Source organism: Mycobacterium sp. E1214 (assembly GCF_001666755.1).
Taxonomy (GTDB): domain Bacteria; phylum Actinomycetota; class Actinomycetes; order Mycobacteriales; family Mycobacteriaceae; genus Mycobacterium.
This window is the reverse complement of sequence record NZ_LZJC01000082.1, coordinates 1-19,580: the sequence shown is the minus strand read 5'-3', so window position 1 is coordinate 19,580 and position 19,580 is coordinate 1. Positions and strand designations below refer to the sequence as shown.

The 19,580-nt window shown below is 69.8% G+C and carries 19 protein-coding genes; 9 read left to right on the top strand and 10 right to left on the bottom strand.

Features of this window, described 5'->3' with window-relative positions; all coding sequences use genetic code 11:
* Positions 1 to 328: 328 nt before the first annotated feature.
* Positions 329 to 988: a DUF1906 domain-containing protein gene (locus tag A5700_RS09690; protein WP_156671174.1), complete on the bottom strand. Its 660-nt coding sequence runs from the start codon at positions 986 to 988 to the stop codon at positions 329 to 331.
* Positions 989 to 1,111: 123 nt separating this feature from the next.
* Positions 1,112 to 2,008 carry a MerR family transcriptional regulator gene (locus A5700_RS09685; protein ID WP_068069898.1) on the bottom strand — a complete coding sequence of 299 codons (897 nt, stop codon included), beginning with the start codon at positions 2,006 to 2,008 and terminating at the stop codon, positions 1,112 to 1,114.
* Between the two features lie 40 nt (positions 2,009 to 2,048).
* Here A5700_RS09685 and A5700_RS09680 point away from each other — a divergent pair, with 40 nt between their 5' ends.
* Positions 2,049 to 3,200 carry an SRPBCC family protein gene (locus tag A5700_RS09680; RefSeq protein WP_068069896.1) on the top strand — a complete coding sequence of 384 codons (1,152 nt, stop codon included), beginning with the start codon at positions 2,049 to 2,051 and terminating at the stop codon, positions 3,198 to 3,200.
* Here the strand turns inward: A5700_RS09680 and A5700_RS09675 are convergent.
* Positions 3,189 to 4,532: a secreted hydrolase gene (locus A5700_RS09675; RefSeq protein ID WP_068069895.1), complete on the bottom strand. Its 1,344-nt coding sequence runs from the start codon at positions 4,530 to 4,532 to the stop codon at positions 3,189 to 3,191. The genes A5700_RS09680 and A5700_RS09675 overlap by 12 nt on opposite strands.
* An 81-nt stretch (positions 4,533 to 4,613) precedes the next feature.
* On the opposite strand from A5700_RS09675, the gene A5700_RS09670 reads away from it, so the two are divergent.
* Entirely contained in the window at positions 4,614 to 6,086 is a 1,473-nt protein-coding gene (locus A5700_RS09670; RefSeq protein ID WP_068069893.1) for an aldehyde dehydrogenase, read from the top strand.
* A gap of 1 nt (position 6,087) precedes the next feature.
* Here A5700_RS09670 and A5700_RS09665 read toward each other — a convergent pair whose 3' ends face one another.
* From A5700_RS09665 to A5700_RS09640, 6 genes are all read right to left on the bottom strand, one after another.
* Complete coding sequence (locus tag A5700_RS09665) at positions 6,088 to 6,528, bottom strand: MaoC family dehydratase (RefSeq protein WP_068069891.1); 441 nt, start codon at positions 6,526 to 6,528, stop codon at positions 6,088 to 6,090.
* Positions 6,525 to 6,998, bottom strand: coding sequence for a MaoC family dehydratase N-terminal domain-containing protein (locus A5700_RS09660; protein ID WP_068070034.1), 474 nt, complete (start codon positions 6,996 to 6,998; stop codon positions 6,525 to 6,527). The genes A5700_RS09665 and A5700_RS09660 overlap by 4 nt, the downstream gene beginning before the upstream one ends.
* A 62-nt stretch (positions 6,999 to 7,060) precedes the next feature.
* Positions 7,061 to 7,486 carry a nuclear transport factor 2 family protein gene (locus tag A5700_RS09655; RefSeq protein ID WP_068069889.1) on the bottom strand — a complete coding sequence of 142 codons (426 nt, stop codon included), beginning with the start codon at positions 7,484 to 7,486 and terminating at the stop codon, positions 7,061 to 7,063.
* Positions 7,487 to 7,731: 245 nt separating this feature from the next.
* Positions 7,732 to 8,856 (bottom strand): aromatic ring-hydroxylating dioxygenase subunit alpha, encoded by a 1,125-nt coding sequence (locus tag A5700_RS09650; RefSeq protein ID WP_369828256.1) that lies wholly within the window; start codon positions 8,854 to 8,856, stop codon positions 7,732 to 7,734.
* A 191-nt stretch (positions 8,857 to 9,047) separates the two neighbouring features.
* The gene (locus A5700_RS09645; protein ID WP_068070030.1) at positions 9,048 to 9,239 is read right to left on the bottom strand and encodes a ferredoxin; all 192 of its coding nucleotides are present in this window, start codon (positions 9,237 to 9,239) and stop codon (positions 9,048 to 9,050) included.
* A gap of 17 nt (positions 9,240 to 9,256) precedes the next feature.
* On the bottom strand, positions 9,257 to 11,647 hold the full coding sequence (locus tag A5700_RS09640; RefSeq protein WP_068204677.1) for a CoA transferase: 2,391 nt from the start codon (positions 11,645 to 11,647) through the stop codon (positions 9,257 to 9,259).
* Between the two features lie 94 nt (positions 11,648 to 11,741).
* On the opposite strand from A5700_RS09640, the gene A5700_RS09635 reads away from it, so the two are divergent.
* Both A5700_RS09635 and A5700_RS09630 read left to right on the top strand, forming a co-directional pair.
* Positions 11,742 to 12,554: a FadR/GntR family transcriptional regulator gene (locus A5700_RS09635; protein WP_068069884.1), complete on the top strand. Its 813-nt coding sequence runs from the start codon at positions 11,742 to 11,744 to the stop codon at positions 12,552 to 12,554.
* Between the two features lie 11 nt (positions 12,555 to 12,565).
* The gene (locus A5700_RS09630; RefSeq protein WP_068069882.1) at positions 12,566 to 13,285 is read left to right on the top strand and encodes an SDR family oxidoreductase; all 720 of its coding nucleotides are present in this window, start codon (positions 12,566 to 12,568) and stop codon (positions 13,283 to 13,285) included.
* Here the strand turns inward: A5700_RS09630 and A5700_RS09625 are convergent.
* Positions 13,248 to 14,114 (bottom strand): LLM class flavin-dependent oxidoreductase, encoded by an 867-nt coding sequence (locus tag A5700_RS09625; RefSeq protein ID WP_068069879.1) that lies wholly within the window; start codon positions 14,112 to 14,114, stop codon positions 13,248 to 13,250. The two genes, A5700_RS09630 and A5700_RS09625, sit on opposite strands and share 38 nt — an antisense overlap.
* A 69-nt stretch (positions 14,115 to 14,183) precedes the next feature.
* Here A5700_RS09625 and A5700_RS09620 point away from each other — a divergent pair, with 69 nt between their 5' ends.
* The 5 genes from A5700_RS09620 to A5700_RS09600 all read left to right on the top strand — a co-directional run.
* Positions 14,184 to 15,260, top strand: a complete 1,077-nt coding sequence (locus A5700_RS09620) for an acyl-CoA dehydrogenase family protein (protein ID WP_068070028.1) — start codon at positions 14,184 to 14,186, stop codon at positions 15,258 to 15,260.
* Positions 15,257 to 16,354 (top strand): acyl-CoA dehydrogenase family protein, encoded by a 1,098-nt coding sequence (locus tag A5700_RS09615; protein WP_068069877.1) that lies wholly within the window; start codon positions 15,257 to 15,259, stop codon positions 16,352 to 16,354. Before A5700_RS09620 ends, A5700_RS09615 begins: the two co-directional genes overlap by 4 nt.
* Positions 16,351 to 17,508, top strand: coding sequence for an acyl-CoA dehydrogenase family protein (locus A5700_RS09610; protein WP_197502825.1), 1,158 nt, complete (start codon positions 16,351 to 16,353; stop codon positions 17,506 to 17,508). The genes A5700_RS09615 and A5700_RS09610 overlap by 4 nt, the downstream gene beginning before the upstream one ends.
* On the top strand, positions 17,505 to 18,440 hold the full coding sequence (locus A5700_RS09605) for an acyl-CoA dehydrogenase family protein (protein ID WP_068069875.1): 936 nt from the start codon (positions 17,505 to 17,507) through the stop codon (positions 18,438 to 18,440). The genes A5700_RS09610 and A5700_RS09605 overlap by 4 nt, the downstream gene beginning before the upstream one ends.
* On the top strand, positions 18,437 to 19,580 hold a 1,144-nt coding region (locus A5700_RS09600; RefSeq protein ID WP_231973787.1), incomplete at its 3' end, for a class I adenylate-forming enzyme family protein. The genes A5700_RS09605 and A5700_RS09600, both read left to right, overlap by 4 nt.

Here is a 19,580-nt window from a genome sequence, read left to right as displayed (position 1 = left end):
ATCGGGGCGGGATCGGCCGCGCGATTGGTTACTGGTCAGTTCTACGCATGGGTAACCATGCCCTGGGTAACACCCGGTTTGAGCGGCGACGCCGACCCGGCGAACAAACGTGCTGCATGCAGGTGGTTACGGTCGAGTAGCTACAACGGTGCAGATCAAAGCAGTTATGTTATCGAATCGTTATAAAACTTTTTCCGGCACCGGAGCGCCGCGGGGCTGGCCCGTCGGGCGCACGCCGGCGCCGACGGCGCCGGGAAACGAGCGAACGAGTGTTTGCTGGAATTCTAAGAAAGCGCGCCGCGCGCGGCCGGGACCGACCGCCGCGCCCTCAGGCCCACTGCCCGAATTGCGGTTTGAGGATCTCGTTGACGTCCACCCCGACGCCGCCGACATTGCGTTTGTCGATCTCCACCTGGTGCAAGTGGGCGGCCGGGTGGGTGTAGCCCTTGGGCGAACCCCAGTTGTGCTGCCAGAAGTAGGCGCCCAGGCCGTCGTGCAGCGCCCAGTCGATGGTCTTGGAGTTGGCGTAGACGCCTGTGCGCTGATGCCCGATCACCGATTCCCACGACCGCAGGTACGGCGCGACCTGGCTCTTGTACTGCTCATAGGAGGGGTCGTCGTCGATCGAGGCGTAGATCGGCGCGGTCGCTGGGCCGCCGGCGGCCGCGTGCAGCTGCATTCCCCGCTGCGCGTGCTGCTGCCCGGCGCCGGCGCCTCCGAGCCAGTCGGCGGTGCTGCCCTTGCCGTATTGGTAGCACGAGACGATCTTGAGCCCGTTGCTGTCGAGATCACGTGCCTCGGCGACCTGGATCGGCTTACCCAGCATCCAGTTGCCGCCGGGGCGCCGGTCCGAGACGTACCTGATGGAGCCCACCGCCCCGGCCGCCCGGATCTGGCTGGCGGGGATCACGCCGGCCGCGTAGTCCAGCAACGTGCCGAGCGAGGCCGAGGCGGGTGCGGCGCGCAGCGACGCGCCCGCCACCCCCATGCCTACGAGGGCCGGGGCCGCGGCCGCCAGCTTGAGGAGGTCCCGCCGGGACACCGAAGACACGTATCCCAGAATATGACACCGGTACCAGTGGCCTCGTGAGCCACACCAGTCACAGCTGTATCACGATCCTGAGGTCGCGGTTTCGGGGTGCCCCGGGGCGGGCAGCACGATGACGCTCACCGCCTCCAGGCCGCGGCACGAACTCTGCCGCGTGACCTCCTCAAGGAAACGCGCGGCCGCCGGGCTGATCGCCCCGGCCCACGCCCTGAAGCCCTGCACGATCACCGGGTCGCCCTCGAGGAGCGGTCGAACGCCGCGCAGGACGGCGACCACGTCGGCCGGCCACGGCTCGGCCAGTTGCCGCTCGATCCAGCGTCTCGCGAGTTCGGTTGCGGCCGTCGGGTTATCGTCGAGACGGATCACCTCGTCGGCCAGCTTCCGCAACCGGTCGAACAACACAGCGCGGCCGGGGGCCTCGGCCAGCTGCGCCAACAGGACGCTGGCGGCGGGCGGCAGGACCATCTGCCCGAACAAGGCCGGCACCGGCAGGTCCCACTCGTCGAAGAGGTCGGCATACATCGCCGCCACCGGCGCGGGCAGCGGCGCGCTGAGCCGCCCCACCACGCCGATGCTGTCGCGATGGGTGGTGGCCAGCCTGCGCAGGATGTGGTCGCCGCCGTCCGCCCGGTCGGCGGCGGCCCGGGACCGGTCGATAGCCTCGATCAACTCGTCGAGCCGGTCCCGCTGGCGGACCAGCAGCGCGCGGTGCTCGGCGAGCACCCCGGCCAGGGTGGCTTGCCCGCCGTCCGTCAGCCGCGCGATGTCGTTGATGCCGACGCCGAGGCTGCGCATCAGGTCGATGCGCAGCAACTCGAGAACCTGCTCCACGTCGAACACCCGGTAGCCGTTGGGCAGGTGTTCCGCGCGCAGCAGCCCGATCTTCTCGTAGTGCCGAATGCGACCCGAGGCGATCCCGGTCAGGGCCGTGACGTCGCCGATCAGCAACTGCTCAGCCACCCCTTGACCTTACAACCGTCACAAGGTCTGTACTGGGACCATGGAATCTGGACTAGGCCGCGATCAATTGGTCGATTTGACCCGGCGCGCCCTGAAGTTGGCCCGCGACAAGACCACCGACCTGGCCCCGGCGGAGTATCGGGTGGCGGCGACGGACTACACCTCGGTCGAGCGCCATCGCCGCGACCGGGCCATGCTGGCGGGCAGCCCGCAACTCGTCGGCTACGCCTCGGAGCTGCCCGGCCCGGGGGCGTACTGCACGAAAACCGTGATGGGGCGCTCGATCCTGTTGACCCGCACCTCCGAGGGATCGGTCAAGGCGTTCGACAACGTCTGCCTGCACCGGCAGTCGCGGGTGGCGACGGGATGTGGGACGGCCAAGCGCTTTGTGTGCCCGTACCACGCCTGGACCTACGACAACACCGGTCGGCTGGTCGGGGTGCCGGGCCTCGAGGGATTCGGTTCCGTGAACCCGAAGTCCGACGGCCTGACGGAACTGCCGGCCGCCGAGCTGGCGGGCTTTCTGTGGGTGGCGCTCGACCCGGGCGCGTCCCTGGACGTCGCCGCGCACCTGGGACCGCTGGCGGCCGAGCTGGACTCGTGGGGCATCGGGGGCTGGTCGCCGCTGGGCGAGAAGGTGCTGGACTCCCCCATCAACTGGAAGCTGGCCCTTGACACCTTCGCCGAGAACTACCATTTCGCCACCGTCCACCGGCAGACCTTCGCCACGATCGCGCGCAGCAACTGCACGGTGTTCGACAGCTTCGGGCCGCACCACCGACTGGTGTTCCCGCTCAACACAATCGGTGACCTCGAGGACGTCCCGGAGGAGCAGTGGAACCCCCTGCACAATCTGGTGGTCATCTACGCGCTGTTTCCCAACGTCGTCTTGTCGGTGACCATCGCCAACGGCGAGCTGTTCCGCGTCTACCCCGGGGAACACCCCGGCAGATCGATCACGGTGCACCAGAACGCGACGCCGCAGGATCTCTCCGACGCGTCGGTGGCCGCGGGCGCGGCGGCGGTCTTCGACTACGCACACGCCACGGTCCGCGACGAGGACTACCGGCTGGTCGAGGGGCTGCAGGCCAATCTCGAGTCGGGAGCCCGCAGCCACCTGTTGTTCGGCCGCAACGAACCGGGGCTGCAGCACCGCCACCTCAGCTGGGCGCACGCCCTCTCAGCCCGCTGACAGCGCCGCGACCAGGTCGTCGAGAAGCGTTGCCAGCGAGCCCTTTTGGCCGGACCGGACGGTGGTCAGCAGGTCGATCGCCTCGCTCCGCCGGCCCCTGGCCAACAATTGCACCAGCAGGCCCGACGTCATGCGCAGATCCCGATCGGGCGGCTCGGCGTTGGCGGCCGTGGTCGCGAGCACCTCCACCAGCTCCCAGTCTCGGTAGAGGGCCAGCGAACGCTCGTTGAACGCGAACCCGGTGACGGGCTGGCCCCACAGCGTTCCCCGGTAGCGGTACGGGCCTTCCATGTACTCGATCGGTAGGCCATGCGCGGGCGCCGCCACCAGCGGTACTCCGGTGATATCGAGTTCCATTGTCGCGCAGGTGATCCGGTGCCGATCGGGCAGGTATCGGGCGTCGGCGACGGGTCGCACCAGCGGCCGCACCGCGTCCGGCCAGCGCACGTAGCTGGTGGTCGTCACCTCGACGTCCTCGGCGCATTGCGGCGGCACACCCGGGTCGGGATGGCTCGACGTCACCCCGGTGAAGGGCTGGGGCGCGTTGCCGTTGGTGCGGTCGAACTGGCGCCAGATGCTCAGGTCGACGCCGTTGTCGAAGTTGATGGTGCGCCATTCATGCGACCTCGCCCGCGGGTCTCCCCCGGACCCGCCGCCGCCGGCGTACTTGGGGAACCACTGCCGGTCGACGTGGCCGCTGCTGCCGGACACCTGCTCGACGACGTCGCCCCAGCGCAACGTCCCAGTCATCGTCATCCCCGTCTGGAAATACGAGTAGGTGTCCTCCTGGCCGAAGCAGACGATCCTGCCGTTGTAGACCGAGGCGCCCACGGGAGTCGGTGCGCGGGTGGGTGTTACGGCCAGATCCAGCCGCATGGGCCGATCCAGCTGGTCGTTTCCGACCAGGCTCACACGGTAGGTGTAGGGCAGCAGTCCCCCGTCGCCGTTGCGGCAGGTGAACCAGGAGGCGGTACCCGCGCCGCTGGCGAAGCCGATGTCGAGGTAGCCGGAAGCCAGCGTGAGCTTGCGCGGCGCCCCGGGCTCCAGGTTTGCGGGCGGCATGTCGTAGTCGGTGTAGGTGCCGTAGTCGCCGGTGTCCAAATCGAACAGGGCCATCGTGTAGAAATCCGCCACCAGAGTCCCGCCGGGGCGGTTCTTGTTGAAGATCGTCAAGAAGGCGTACGACCGGTCCGTCCCCGCCGCATCCAGCTGACCGGCGATGAACCAGGTGTCCGATTCCTGGTCGGGATGTTCGCCTTCGGCGGCGGGAAACTCCAGCTGGCTGTCGCCGGGCACCAACTTGAACGGGTAGGTGCGCCATTCGCTGGTCATATCGGCCCTCGCTGCTTTTTTCGCTATGTTAGCGTCAATAGCGAATCGCGGTCGTGGCTTCAACCCTCGAGGAAGTGCCCGATGACAGAACACGCCGGCCACCGGTCCTACGACGAGATCTTCGTCGGGGGGCAGTGGCGCAAGCCCGCCAACCCGCAGCAGCTCGCCGTGATCTCACCGCATTCCGAGGAACCGGTCGGCCACGTGCAGGTGGCCGGCGGCGAGGACGTCGAGGCAGCCGTCGCCGCCGCGCGCCGCGCCTTCGACCACGGCCCCTGGCCGCGGATGAGCCACGCCGAGCGGATGGCGAAGGTCGAACAGCTCGCCGCGATCTACGGCGGACACATCGACGAGATGGCCGATCTCATCACCGCCGAGATGGGCAGCCCGCGGACCTTCAGCCGGCTCGGCCAGGCGGCGGCCGCGGCGACCATGATGCACCTCGCGCTGGCCGACGCGCGCGCATTTCCCTGGGTTGAGCGCCGCCGGGGCGTGCTCGGCGAGGTGCACCTGCGCCGCGCCCCGGTGGGGGTGGTCGCGGCCATCGTGCCGTGGAACGTGCCGCAGTTCTTGATCATGCCCAAGCTGATCCCGGCGCTGATCGCCGGCTGCACGGTCGTCGTCAAGCCCGCACCCGAAACACCTTTGGACGCTTTGTGGTTGGCGGAGATGATCGAGCAGTTGGACCTGCCCGACGGGGTCGTGTCGGTGCTGCCGGGCGGCCCCGATGTCGGCGAGGCGCTGGTGCGCCACCCGGGGGTGGACAAGGTGGCGTTCACCGGCTCCAGCGCGGTGGGCCGCCACATCGCCGCCGTGTGCGGGGAGCATCTCAAACGCGTCAGCCTGGAACTCGGCGGCAAGTCGGCGGCGATCATCCTCGACGACGCCGACGTCGAGAAGACCGTGGCCGAGCTGAAGACCGCCGGGCTGATGAACAACGGCCAGGCGTGCGTCGCCCAGACCCGCATCCTGGTCAGCGAGCGGCGCCACGACGAGGTGGTCGAGGCACTCGCCGACATGATGTCGGGACTGCGGGTGGGCGACCCCGCCGACGCGGACACCGACATCGGACCGCTTGTGGCGCAACGACAACAGCGACGGGTTCAGGACTTCATCCGGTCGGGCCGCAGCGAGGGTGCCCGCGTCGTCCTCGGCGGTGACGACAGCCCGTCGGAGCGCGGCTGGTACGTGCGGCCGACGTTGTTCGCCGAGGCCTCGAACGACATGCGGATCGCCCGCGAAGAGATCTTTGGCCCGGTGCTGACCGTGCTGCGCTACCGCGACGAGGCCGACGCGATCCGGATCGCCAACGAAACCGATTACGGCCTGGCCGGTTCCGTGTGGACCGCCGACATCGAGCATGGGCTCGATGTCGCGGCCGGCGTCCGCACCGGGACGTACGGCATCAACATGTACACACTCGACATCGGTGCGCCGTTTGGCGGCTTCAAGCAGTCGGGCATCGGCCGCGAGTTCGGTCCGGAGGGGCTGCACGAGTACGTCGAACTGCAGACCCTGGTCTGCAAGGGGACGCTGCCCCCGCTGCCCGCCTGAGTCAATTCGGTTGCGGCAGCTGCAGCGTCAGTTCGACGGGGCTGCATAGCGCGCCGTCCTGATTGGTCACGTGGATCTCCAGGTCGACGAGCCAGCGGGGCGGATCCGTCGAGTCGTCGCGCCGCTTGGCCACCGCCCGCCCACGGCCGGTCACGGTGTCACCCGCGTACACCGGCGTGAGCAGCCGCATGGCGCGGCGCACCACTCGGCTACCGGGGCCCGCCCAGTCGGTCGCGACACGGTCGGCGAATCCGGCGATGTGCATGGTATTGACGTAGATCGTCGGATTACCCTGCCGCCGAGCGTATTCGGGGTCGAAGTGACCGGGAAAGTAGTCCCACGTGGCGCCGGCGTTCTGCACCACCCGCTGGTAGGTGATGTGGTCGACCACCTCGGGCAGGTCGGCGGGAATCTCGAGGGAGTTCCAGTCCAGGTCGCTCACTCGCCCTCACCCGGGGTGAAGCGGAACAACGTGTTGCGGCAGGTGGCGACGACGGCACCGTCCTGGCGGCGGTAGGTCTCGAGGGTCTCGACGAAATGTCCTACGCCCAACCGGGTTCGCTTCTCCGGCGACACCGCGACCACTTCCTCGACGACGCTGAGCACGTCCCCCTCGACGATGGGTTGCGAGAACTCGGCGTCGTTGGCCGCGTTGATGAACGTGGTGCCGGGCAGGGGCACCCGCAGGGCGATCGACCCGGCGGGCCGGCTGCCGCCCGGATGCCAGGGCGGCGGCACCGCCCAGCTCATCAGCATCGCCGGCGGCGCCAGCAGCCCGCCCCAGCGCTGGCGGGCGTAGTCGGCGTCCCAGTAGGACCGGTTGCCGTCGCGCACCATCGCGGCGAACAACTGGATGCGGGCGCCGCTGACGGCGGTCGCCGCGGTGCGCACCTCGCCGGTGGCGCCGACCATGCGCAGCGCGTCCTCGTAGGTGCCGAAGGCCAGCCGGGTGTCGGGCCCCTCGTCCGCGCCGCTCACATGACGAGCGGGTGCCGGCTGGGCACCGAATCCCATTGCAGCGCCCGTGAAGTGAAGTACCACCCGCCGCGCTCGTAGGTCAGGGTGTCCCGGAAAGTTCCCGTCGCCCGCAGGGTGGTGTCGCCGAACATCGCCGCGTACAGGACGACGACGCAGCGCTGCATGGCGTTGACGCCGTCGACGCGGATCTCGTGGTCGACGGTGACGAGGCGTTGTCCGTCACCGCCGTCGAAGGCCGCGCGCAGGTCGTCGAACAGTTCGCCGTCGCGGGTGTAGCTGGCGCCGGAGTGCCGGAACGTCGCGACCCACCGGTCGCGGTCTCCGTCGGAGTACGCCCGGTTGTGGCGGGCGTTGAGGTCCAGGATGGCGGCGCGGGCGGTGACGGCCTCGAGCATCCGCTGTTCCTGATAAGACATCGTCATCCTGGTTTCCAGCCTCTCGTGAAAGGACCGCAACGGACGGGCCGACGTGACACTAGGGCAACGTGCCTGCCACCACGTAACATTAACGTAACTTAACGACGAACGATATAGCTCCACGATGCGCGGTTGCTGGGGCAGCTACCGCGCCCTACGTACGGTCGGGATAGCTGCCCGTAACCGTTTCCACGCCGAATTCGCCTGCCGTTCAACACCTTTCCCGTGAGGTGGTCACCGGCCAGCACCCGTCAGGCCTTGGCGGCCGCCGGGTCGGGCTCACCGTCGGCGGTGTAGCCGAAGTCCGACGCCGACGGCTGGGTGCCCGGATAGAAGCGGTGCGCCCAGCGGCGCAGCGCGGCGTAGTCGTGCGCCTCCTCGGGCGCCAGGTTTGGCTTCTCGAGGTACTTCATGTTCTCCCACGTGAAGAAGTCCTGTTTGATGACCTCTTGCTGCAGCGCGAGGAAGCGGGCCGCGCGGCCGGTGGGCGCGTCGCCGGTGTCGCCCGGTTCGCGGATGGAGGCCTGCGTATAGAAGTAGTCGGTGTAGTCCTCGTCGACCGGTGTCTGGCCGGTGACCTGGACGGTGGCGACCAGTTCGCTGGGGAATCGGACCACACCGAGGCCCAGCGAGTAGTTGTCGTAGATGATCTTGGCGTCGACCGGTCCGTTGGGGGTCAACCAGGTTTGGGCGCGGCCCCCGCCGAAGTGGGCGTTGACGGTGGCGTGCAGGTGGTAGCCGGAGACCTCGAACGACGAGGTGGTGGCCGGATTGGCCGCCTTGTGTACGTACTGCACGTGATACGGGTCGGCGGCGTTCTCGATGATCATCTGGGGGTGCACCTTGACCCGGTTGAGCATCTGGGTGTGCGGGTGCAGCGGGTAGTACTCGTCGGTCTCGAGTTCGGGCAGCACCGGCGGCTGCCAGTACGGCGCGCGACCGTGGCGTTCGTGCCAGGCGAGCACGAACCCGTACCACTCCATGCTGGGGTAGCTGCGGATGCGGACGTTGTTCTTGCAGCCGATCTTGCTGTACGGGATCAGCGCGTTCGAGCCGTCGCCGCGCCACTGCCAGCCGTGCCAGGGGCACACGATGTTCTCGCCCTCCACCGTGCCGCCGACGGCGAGGTTGGCGCCCAGGTGCTGGCAGTAGGCGTCCATCACGTGGACGCGGCCGGATTCGGTGCGGAACAGCACCAACTCCTCACCGAAATAGTGCGCACGCCTGACCTGCCCGGGCGCCAGGTCGGAGCCGAAGGCGACGATGAACCAGCCCGTCGGGAACCGGTAGGTCGACAGCGCGATGCCGGCCGCACCGAACTCGCGCTCCGAAGGATCGTCGGACTGCGGGGCCAAGCCCGCGCCTGTCTGCGTCACTAGCACTCCGTATCCGCCCCGGCCGTGCTCGGCCGGGCGCAACCGGGCCGCCCCGGGTTCGACGACTAGGCCTATTTTTACTATCTTACGCATTCACCGTCAACGCGGGCGGCGTTGGCGCCGCGTGGGACGCGGCGCGCGCGGCGAGGGTCAGAGCGTAACGGCTTGGGAGACAGAGTGTTTCGCTGCCATCACTCCCGTAGCCGCAGAGCCGCCTTCGGGCACTGGTCGACCGCGGCGCGCACGTCGATCTCCCGGTCCGGTGGCACTGGGCCGTCCGCGATCTGTACGACGTCTTCGTCGCCCAGTTCGAAGACGTCGGGCGCCAGTGATTCGCAGAAGCCGTTGGCCTCGCACAGGTTCTCGTCGACCGTCACACGCATGTTGCACTCCATTCCCTCTACAGGCCTTTGGGTCGGGTCCCGATCACGCCGCTGGCCGTCAGACGCGTCAGGTCGTCGTCGCCGAGCCCGCATCGTTCGCGCAGGACTTCCTCGTTGTGCTCGCCGAGTCGCGGCGGCGGCCGCAGCAGCCAGCGGTCTTGGCCGGCGAGGCGGGCGAACGGTGGGCACGGGTAGAGCCCCGGGCCGGTGCTCGGGTGGTGCAACGCCTCAAAGAATCGGCGGTCCCGCAGTTGCGGGTTGTCGGTCACCAGCGACGGGGACACCACCGGGGCGGCGGGGACGCCCGCGGCGGCCAGCCGCTGCACCGTCGGGCCCTGCGGTTGCTCGGCGAACCATCGGGCCAGCCGGGCGTCGACGTCGACGCCCAGCCGGCACCGCCCGGTGGCGGTGGTCAGGTCGGCGTCGCACCACGCCGGCCGGCCCATCAGCTCGACCAGCGCGTCCCACTGCCGGTCGTCGCGGACGCTGACCGCGATCCACCCGTCGTCCTCGGCGCAGCGGTAGATGTTTTGGACCACGGCGCCGTGGCCGCGGTTGCCGCGGCGGACCAGCGTCACGCCGAACACCTCGAATTCGAGGGCTTGCAGGGCGGTCGCGTTGAGCACCGTCTCGAGCATGGGCAGCTCCAGCAGCTGGCCGGTTCCGGTGCGTTCGGTGAAGTTCAACGCGGCCAGCACGGCGAACGCGGCGTGCACGCCGGCCAGCGGGTCGCACGCCCCGCGCGGGGTCACCGGCGGGCCCTCCGGCAGGCCGGTCACCCAGGCGAGTCCGGCGATCTGCTCCATGGTCGGCGCGAACCCGACGCGGTCGCGCCACGGACCGGCCAGCCCGAATGCGGGCATGCGCGCGAAGACCAGCCGCGGGTTCACACGCAGCAGCGCGTCGGCGGTCAGCCCGAACTGCTCCATCACCCGCGGCGAGAAGTTCTCGATCACCACGTCGGCCCCCGCGACCAACTCGGTGAACAGGCGCCGACCGTCCGGCGAGCCCAGATCCAGCGTGACGGAACGCTTGTTGGTGTTCATGGCGTGGAAAACCCAGCCGTACTCCCACCAGTCGTCGACATCGGTGCGCATGCCGCCCGAATACCGGATGCCGTCCGGGCGCTGGATTGACTCGACCTTGACGACGTCGGCCCCGAAGGCGGCCAGCAGGTGGGTGGCCGCCGGGCCGGCCCAGAACGCCGTCAGGTCGACGACGCGCAGACCGGCCAGCGGCGCCCCCGCGGGGAGCGGCCCAGGGCCCGATGAGGTTGCTTGCCAGGGTGATTCGTCATTCGCCTCGCCGAGTTCGGGCGTCTCACCGGGCGGTGCTGGCATGCAGGACGACATCAGCCAGGGCGGTCGGGGTTGGGAGAAACCGGCCGGGTTGCGGACGAAAGCCTCGCGCTGGGTGACGTAGTCGAGCCGCCCGATGGTGGAGCCATTGCCCAGGGCGGCGACCGGCAACCGGATCAGCTGGCCCAACTCGACGATCTCGGCGACGGTGCGTTCGGCCAGCCAGGGCCGGATCTGCTCGCGGATCAGGTCGCGGTATTGCCAGCGTCCGATCTGGAAGCGCAGCTGCTCGATCTCCTCCAGCTGCGGGCGTTCGACCATCGCGACGAAGTCGAGCCATTGCTGACCGGTGACCATGGTGAAGCCGACGTAGCCGTCCTTGGCCGGTTCGATGGAGGGCACTTCGGTGGTGCGCCGGACCGGCGGCACCCGGAGCAGCTGCGAGTGCAGCCATTCGCTGCTCTGCATCGCGGTGATCGCCTCGAGCATGGACAGGTCGAGATGTGCACCGGCGCCGCCTCGTTCGACGCGGCGCCGCATGGCCAGCGCGCCGAAGGCGGCGTAGACGCCGCCCATGTACTCGCCCAGGTCCCCGCCGATGCAGATCGGCGGTCCGGCGGGATCGCCCCGAAAGCCCGGCGAGCCGGCCCACGCCTGCAGGGTGAACTCGGTGGCGGCCCGGTCGGCGTACGGGCCGTCCCACCCGAAGTCCGAGATCGTGACGACGACCGCGCCCGGCGCGTCGTCGAGCAATCGGCGCGGGTCGACGCCCAGCGCCGCCGCCTGCGCCCGGCCGGCGGTGACGACGACGACGTCCGCGCCGGCCAGTTCCGCGCGGTGCCGCTGCGAACCCGGCGCGACCGTCAGGCTGCGCTTGCCGGCGTTGAGGTAGCTGAACAACGGCGCCGGCCGCCCGTCGGGACTCGGCAACCCGCACGCCGTGTACCGGCGCAGCCAATCGCCTTGCGGGGGCTCGATTTTGCGGACCTGCGCGCCGGCGTCGGCCAGCAGCTTGCCGCAATAGCTGCCGGCGATGCGGTCACTGATCTCGACGACGCGCAGGCCGTGTAGCGGCGTGGGACGATCGCCGGACCGCTCGCTCACTGGCATTCGCCCTCCCGATCGACGCGCGATGCGAGAAGCCATTTATACCATTACTGCTAAAATAGCTAAGCCAGCCAGTTGGCTTGACCTCGAAGATCGGATGACCGCCTTGGGAATTGGCCCCGACGCCCGTCGCCGATTGTCGGCGCCCCGGATCGCAGAAATCGTAGCCGACGAGTTGCGCCGCCAGATCATCGACGGGGAGTTGGCCGACGGCGACCTCCTGCCGCGCCAGGAGGTGCTCGTCGAACAGTTCAACGTCAGCCTGGTATCGCTACGGGAAGCGCTGCGGATCCTCGAGACCGAGGGCCTGATCTCGGTGCGGCGCGGCAACCGCGGCGGCGCCGTCGTCCACGCCCCGGCCAAGACCAGCACGGCCTACATGCTCGGCCTGTTGCTGCAGAGCGAATCCGTCACCGTGGCCGACCTCGGCATGGCGCTGCAGGAGCTCGAACCCGCCTGCGCCGCGCTCGCCGCACGGCGCCCCGACCGCGCCGACACGCTGGTGCCCGAGCTGCAGCGGATCAACGACGCCATGGCCGAGCACCTCGACGACGGCCCGCGGTTTACCGAAATCGGCCGCCAGTTCCACGATTTGGTCGTTCACGGCTGCGGCAACCGCACGATCATCGCCGTCGTCGGCAGCCTGGAGACGCTGTGGACCAACCACGAGCGGCAATGGGCCGACGAGAACGCAGCGCGCGGCACCTACCCGTCCTTGGCCAAGCGCCGCGCGGTGCTCAACACCCATGTCAAGCTCGCCGAGACCATCGCCGAAGGCGACGTCGACCGGGCGCGCCGCATCGCGGGCCGTCACCTGGCCGACACGCAAACCTACGTACTCTCGGACCGTTCCGAGCAACGCATCAACGCGCTGTCGCCGCAAACGTTGTCGCGGCCGCGGCGCGCCTGACGGGCGGTGCCGTGCGGACCGCGTTAGTCACCGGCGGCAGCGGCGGAATCGGAATGGCCTGCGCGCGCACGCTCGTTGACCGCGGCTACGACGTGACGATCGCCGCGCGCCGAGAGGAAGCCTTGCGCGCGGCCGCCGACGAGATCGGGGCCCGGCCCCTGGTCGCCGACGCGTCGGATCCCGTCGGGTTCCCGGCGGCGTGCCGCGCGCTGGGCGCGATCGACCTCCTCGTGCATGCCGCCGGCGCGCTCGGCGGCACGTACGCCCGTAAGCAGACCTTCGAGCAGTGGCGCGCCATCATGTCGGCGAATCTGGATTCGTGTTTCGTCGTGACCTCGGCGGTCCTGCCGGTGATGGGAGCGGGCTCGCGGCTGGTGTTGATCTCGTCGTCGGCGGCGCACGAACCGATGCCGGGCCGCACGGCCTACTCCGCCTCCAAGGCCGGCATGAACGCGTTCGCGCGGGCGTTGGCGCTCGAGGTGGACCGTGACGGCATCAGCGTGCACCTCGTCACGCCGGGGCCGGTGGCCACCGACATGCTGCAAGACGTTCCGTTCGAGATGTACGCGATCCAGGCATCCGACGTCGCCGAGACGGTCGCCTGGCTCGACACGGTGGACGCGTCGGTCGATCTGCCGGAGGTCAGATTGTCGGCCGTGCAGCGGGGCCCGTTCGCGCGGCCGCCGGTGGTGCCTACCGAAGCGCGACGGCGCCGCCAGGGAACGCCTTGATCACCGACTCGCCGAACTCGCACAGGGATTCGGGCGCGGCGAAGTCGGCGAACCACACGTAGAACCGTTCGACGCGCTGGTCGGCCAGGCCCGCGAAATGCTCGATCAACTCCGCGGCGTCCCCGCAGAGCAGCCCCGAGCCCAGGTTGCCGAACCGTCGGGTGCTGACCTCGCGCACGGCTGCGGGATCGCTGCCCGACCGCACGAACCCGATCATCTGCTGAATGGACAGCCGGGCCGTCCCCGCCGACGGGGTGAGGGCGGCCAGCCGGTCGAGATGGGTAGCGGGCACGTTCCACCAATCGGCATGGCCGCGAACGAGTCCCATCATCCGGCGGCCGGTGCCACCGAGAACCAGCGGGATCGGGTGGGTCCGGCGGGGGGACTGGGGGTCGGCCCCCGGCTCGTCACCCCAGTATTGCTTGAGCAGCGCGAGGTGGCGTCCAAGTCGCTCCACCCTGGCCACCGGATCACCCTGACCGACACCGAATCTCGTGAATTCGGCGGGCCAGGATCCCGCGCCCAGGCCGAGGTCGAATCTGCCCTCCGACGCGTCGGACAGGGTGACGGCCTGCTTGGCGAGCACCGCGGGGTGCCGGAACGCGTCGCAGAGCACCAGGTGGCCCACCCGCAACCGCTGCGTTTTGGCCGCCACCCAACTCGCCACTCCCATTGCCTCCCAGATGCTTTCGCTGGGCAACCCGGGGGCTTCCAGGTGGTCGATGAAGGCAATGCCGTCGAAGCCGCTGGCCTCGGCGTGCCGAGCCCGCTCGGCGATATCGGCCATCGACAGCCGCACCTGCGGCAAGAACAGATACCACTCCACCATGTGCCACCTCAACGTGAGCATGACTGCGCCGGTCCGCTAGTTTATTATCTTTACTATGTTAGGGGCATGGTGGACGTAGGGCTGCAGGCGGAGCACCTGTCGCTGCGCGACGCGGTTCGCGACATCTTGAGAACAGAGTGTCCGCCCGACGCAGCCCGCCAGGCCATCGCCGACCCGGACCGCTGGCGCGCCCTGTGGAAGACGGTCGTCGGGCTGGGCTGGACCCAGCTGGCGGCCCCCGGCGCCGACTACGGACCCGTCGAGATGGTCGTGGTTCTCGAGGAGTGCGGAGCCGCCCTCGCCCCGATCCCGTTGCTCAGCAGCGTCGGTCTGGCCGCGGGCGCGCTGCGCGACACCGGCCTGGACGCGGTGCTCGCCGAGATCTCCGACGGCACGGTGGCGACCCTGGCGGTCCACGGTGTCGGCACCCGGCTGCCGACACCGACGATGACGCTGTCCGGCGGGCGGGTGCGCGGCCGGGCGGTGGCGGTGCCCGACCTGAGCCGGGCGGAGCTGGTCGTCACGCTGGCCCGCGCCGACGAGGGCGGCATCGTGGCGGCGGTCCTGCGGTGCGGCGACGGGCTGACGACGACGCCGGTCCGCGAGTCCACCGACCCCGCCCAGCCGCTGGCCGACGTCGAGGTGGATGCCCGGCCGGTGGCGGTGGCCCCGCTGCGGGCGGGAGTCGTCGACGCGGCGCTGGCGGCACCGCTGCTGGCCTGCGCCGCCGATCTGGTCGGCGTCGCCGCCGGCGCGTTGCACCGGTCCGTCGAGCACGCGAAGGCTCGGCGACAGTTCGGCAAGCCGATCGGCGCTTTCCAGGGGATCAAACACGCGTTGGCCGACAACTACGTCGCTTTGGAACGGGCTCGCAGCCTGACCTACGCGGCGGCGGCCCGGCTCGCCGAGGAGGGCACGGCGCCGGCCGACGCGTGGACCGCCGCGGCGCTGGCCAAGGCGGCGGCCGGTGACGCGGCGACGGCTTGCGCGCGCACCGCGGTCCAGGTGCACGGCGCTTTGGGCCAGACCTGGGAGCATGACATCCACCTCTACGTCCGCCGGGCGTGGCAGGGCGCCGCCGCGCTCGGTGACAGCCGCGCCCTGTATCACCAACTGGGCCAACGGTTTTGCGAGCGTGTCCGATGAGCGCGGTGGTCGAGGAGTTCGGCGCGTGGTTGGCGGCCTTCCTGCCGGACGACTACTACGCGAACTACCGCGCGTACCGCTGGGATCTGCCGCTGCGCCGCGACTATCAGCGGGCCGCGTTCGAGGCCGGCTGGCTGCAACCGACGTGGCCTCGCGAGCACGGTGGACGAGCGCTGGGCCTACGCGACGCGATGGAGGTCCGCACCGAAGCCGCGGTGCGGTCCGCGCCGAAGCTGCCCAACATTCAGGGTCCGGGCGTCGCGGCGCCCGGCATCCGACAGTTCGGGACGCCCGCGCAGATCGAGCGGTTCCTCGTTCCGCTGCTGCGCGGCGACGAGTGGTGGGCCCTGGGCATGTCCGAGCCCGAGGCGGGTTCCGATTTCGCCGGCCTGCGCACTCGCGCGCACCTCGACGGCGACGCGTTCCGGGTCACCGGGCACAAGATCTGGACGACCCAGGCGCACGAATCGCGGTGGTGCACCTTGTATGCCCGCACCGATCCGGAGGCGCCCAAACATCGGGGCATCAGCTGCCTGATCGTCGACCTGCACTCGCCCGGCGTGCGGATCGAGCCGATCCGGATGGCCTCCATCTCGGACGAGACATTCTGCGAGGTGTTCCTGGACGACGTCGAGGTGCCCGCCGACAACCTGCTGGGACCCCTGCACGGCGGTTGGAACGTCGCGTTGTCCTCCCTGCATCACGAGCGCCAGATGATCTGGATCATGAACTGGGTCGAAATTCAGCGTGGCCTCGACGCGGTGCGGCGCGCCGACGCCGGTCCGGACCTCTACGCCGAACTCGGCTCCCTGCTGGCCGACGCAGAAGCGCTGCGCGCCACCGGATACCGCTCACTGGGCAACGAGCTCGCCGGCCGGCCCAGCCCGGAGTCGGACACCATGAAACTGCTCGGATCCGTGACGCTGCAACGGGTTTGGGAGCTGGGCGCGGCCGCGGCGGGTCCCGCCTCGGCGGGTGACCCCGATCTGCTCTTCGAGCGTCAGGACGCCTTGGCTGCAACGATTTACGGCGGCACCTCGGAGATACAGCGCAACATCATCGCCGAGCGGCTGCTCGGGTTGCCGAAGGGATGACGACCATGGATTACGACCTCGGTGACGACGCCGGGCAGCTGCGCAACCATCTGCGCGAATTGGTGGCCCACCACATTCCCGCGGATTTCCTGGGCGCCTGCACGGAGAACCCGCAGGACCTCGCCACCACGGAGACCTTCTGCAAGCTGCTGGCCGCCGAGGGGCTGCTGGCGCTGGCGTGGCCGAAAGAGCATGGCGGCGGCGGGGGTTCGGTGTGGCAGCAGACCGTGCTGCGCGAAGAGATGTGGGCCCAACACGAACCCCGCGGTCCCCAGTACATGGGCATCAACTGGGTCGGGCCCGCCCTGATGCGCTACGGCACCGCCGAGCAGAAGGCCAAGCACCTGGCGGCCATCGCCGCCGGCGACGTGATCTGGTGTCAAGGGTTCTCGGAGCCGGAGGCCGGAACCGACCTGGTGTCGCTGCGCACCCGGGCGGTGGCAGATGGTGACGGTTGGCGCATCACGGGCCAGAAAGTGTGGACCTCCTACGCGCTGATGGCGTCGTGGTGCGTGCTGGCCGCGTGCACCGACCCCGACGCGCCAAAACACCAGCGGCTCACGCTCTTTCTGATCCCGATGGACAGGCCGGGATTCACGGTTCGCGGCATCCCCTCGATGCTGGGGCCACATCACCTCAACGAGATGTTCCTCGACGACGTGCCGGCGTTCCCCGGCGACGTCCTGGGCGAGGTCGGCGACGGTTGGCGGGTGATGCGCGAGGCGCTGGCGTTCGAGCGGGTGGGCATCGCGCGCTACGCGCGCTGCGAGTCGCTGCTCGACCGGATGGCGGCCCAACTCGGCGACGACTGGGACGGGTTGCCGGAATCGATTCGGACCCGGTGGGTGCGGGCGCTGGTCGACCTGCGCGTCGCCCGGTTGCTGGCCTACCGCGCCGTGTCTTTGCAGGACGATCCCGCGGCGGGAGCGGCGGCCAGCGCCGCGCGCATCGCCACCACGACATGTGACCAGCAGGTCGCCGAGCTGCTGTTCGACGTGCTCGGACCCACCGCCCTGGACAGCGGTTCTGCCGCTCCCCTGCACGGGGCGATCGAAGACCATTGGCGCTACGCCCAGGCCGCCACCGTCGCGTCGGGCACCATCGAGGTCCAGAAAATGTTGGTGGCCCGCGACGTATTGGGAGAGAGCCGATGAAAACCGAACTGCCGCAGGACATCAGCGACTTCGCCGCCGTTGCCGGCAAGCGGCTGCTGCGGTTGGGTGGGCCACCGGCGGCGCTGCGCGCCGAGACCGACGACACCGTTCGGGACGCGGCGCGCGCGGCGCTGACCGAGGTCGGCGCGTTCGACCTGGACGTCCGGTCGGTGCCGGACGACCGGCTGGCCGCCGCGGTGCTCTGCCAGGCGGCGGGCGCGACGGCGCTGCCCTACCCGCTCGTGGAGGAGTTGCTGGCGATCGACGGCGCCCGCCTGGCACTGGTCGATCCGCGGGCCCCGCGCATCGACCACGGTGACTTGCCGGGCGCCTGGATCGCCGCGGACCTTGACGGCCACCGCTACCGCCCACAGCCCGCGCGGCGGACCGGTGCGAAGCTGGGCCCCTTCCTCGTCCCGGCGACCCTGTCCGGGCCTGATGGCGCCGTCGCGGCCGCCGACGTTAATCTTCATCTCGTGCTGGGATCGTGGCGGATTCTGGGAGCGCTGCAACAGTCGTTGCGGATCGTCACCGAACACGTGCGTGCCCGCATCCAGTTCGGCAAGCCGCTGGCGGACTTCCAGGCCGTTCGCTTCGCTGCCGCCGAGGCCGCCGTCGGGGTTCGCGGACTTCACGAACTGGCCAAATACACCATCTGTCGGCCGGAATCGGCGCCGCCGCAAGTTGTTTCGGCGGACGCACTCGTTCTGCGGCTCAAGGCGGTCGACACCGCGCGGCAGGTGCTGCGCACCTCCCACCAGCTGCTCGGAGCCCTCGGGTTCTGCGACGAGTCCGACGTCAGCGTGCTCGACCGGCATACCCAGCCGCTCATCCGGTTGCCGGTGGGCGCGGAGGGGTTGGCGCTGCGCCTGGTGCCCGGCGTGCGCGATGGCGCCGTCGAGACATTGTTCAGCGGGCCGGTCCCGGCATGACGACCGAGCCCGTCGCGGCGGCCGTGCCCCCTAACCCGTTCGAGGGTGGGGTTCCCTTCGGCGTCAAGCTGCAAGAGCTCGCCGAACATCGCCACGACGACCCGGGCGTGACGATCGTCGCGCTCGACGGGACGGCGTCGTCGCTGTCCTTCGGTGAGCTCGACGCCCGGGCCAACCAGTGGGGCCGGGCGCTGGCCGCCTCCGGCGCCGAGACGGGGTCCTTTGTCGCGCTGGCGATTCCGAACTCCGCGCACCTGGTGTTGGCGACCCTGGGCAGCTGGAAGATCGGCGCTATCCCCGTGCCCATGCACTGGGACCTCCCCGAATGGGAGCGGGACCGGGTGCGGGCGGTCATCGACCCCGCCGTCGTCGTCGACGAACAGACCCGCCGGGAGTTGGACGCCCACGCCGCCGCCGAATCGAGCGACCCGTTGCCCGCCGCCGTCTCCCCCGCCGCCAACGGGATTTGCAGCAGCGGCTCCACGGGTGTCCCGAAAGTCATCCTCAACCTGGCCCCGTCGTTGTGGATCCCGCAGCAAGGCGAACCGTTCCTGTCGAACTGGACGCCGGTGGCGCAGCCGCAGACCATCATGGTGCCCGCGCCCATGTACCACACGAACGGCTTCGCCACCCTTCTCATGATGCTGGGCGGCGACCACCTGGTCATCCTCGAAAAGTTCGACGCCGCACTGGCTTTGGACGTCATCGAGCGATTCCGGATAACCAACTTCACCGCCACCCCCACGATGCTGGCACGCATCGCGGCCCGCCCCGACGTCCGCCGGCGCGACCTGTCCAGCATCGTGTTCGTCCTGCAAGGCGCCGCGGTGATGCCGCCCTCGCTGCTGCAAACGTGGTTCGAGCTGCTGAGTCCCGAGCAGATGGTGACGGCCTACGGCATGACCGAGAACCTCGGGCTCACCGCCTTGCGCGGCGACGAGTGGCTCAGCCATCCCGGCAGCGTCGGGCGCGGGTTCCGCGACACCGAGATCCGGATCCTCGACGCCGACAAGCGGCCGCTGGGCCCCGGCGAGGACGGCGACGTCTATTTGCGCGCACCGATGAGCGCGGACTCGACCTCGGCGGGAAAGACGTTGGCGCCGCCTGTGACGATCATGTCGACGCGACGGTCGACGATGT

Excerpts from the sequence above, each read along its gene's own strand:
- A5700_RS09690 (WP_156671174.1), bottom strand. The coding sequence starts at position 988 with ATGGGGGTGGCGGGCGCGTCGCTGCGCGCCGCACCCGCCTCGGCCTCG.
- A5700_RS09680 (WP_068069896.1), top strand. The coding sequence starts at position 2,049 with ATGGAATCTGGACTAGGCCGCGATCAATTGGTCGATTTGACCCGGCGC.
- A5700_RS09675 (WP_068069895.1), bottom strand. The coding sequence starts at position 4,532 with ATGACCAGCGAATGGCGCACCTACCCGTTCAAGTTGGTGCCCGGCGAC.
- A5700_RS09670 (WP_068069893.1), top strand. The coding sequence starts at position 4,614 with ATGACAGAACACGCCGGCCACCGGTCCTACGACGAGATCTTCGTCGGG.
- A5700_RS09660 (WP_068070034.1), bottom strand. The coding sequence starts at position 6,998 with ATGGTCGGCGCCACCGGCGAGGTGCGCACCGCGGCGACCGCCGTCAGC.
- A5700_RS09655 (WP_068069889.1), bottom strand. The coding sequence starts at position 7,486 with ATGACGATGTCTTATCAGGAACAGCGGATGCTCGAGGCCGTCACCGCC.
- A5700_RS09645 (WP_068070030.1), bottom strand. The coding sequence starts at position 9,239 with ATGCGTGTGACGGTCGACGAGAACCTGTGCGAGGCCAACGGCTTCTGC.
- A5700_RS09640 (WP_068204677.1), bottom strand. The coding sequence starts at position 11,647 with ATGCCAGTGAGCGAGCGGTCCGGCGATCGTCCCACGCCGCTACACGGC.
- A5700_RS09635 (WP_068069884.1), top strand. The coding sequence starts at position 11,742 with ATGACCGCCTTGGGAATTGGCCCCGACGCCCGTCGCCGATTGTCGGCG.
- A5700_RS09625 (WP_068069879.1), bottom strand. The coding sequence starts at position 14,114 with ATGGTGGAGTGGTATCTGTTCTTGCCGCAGGTGCGGCTGTCGATGGCC.
- A5700_RS09615 (WP_068069877.1), top strand. The coding sequence starts at position 15,257 with ATGAGCGCGGTGGTCGAGGAGTTCGGCGCGTGGTTGGCGGCCTTCCTG.
- A5700_RS09610 (WP_197502825.1), top strand. The coding sequence starts at position 16,351 with ATGACGACCATGGATTACGACCTCGGTGACGACGCCGGGCAGCTGCGC.
- A5700_RS09605 (WP_068069875.1), top strand. The coding sequence starts at position 17,505 with ATGAAAACCGAACTGCCGCAGGACATCAGCGACTTCGCCGCCGTTGCC.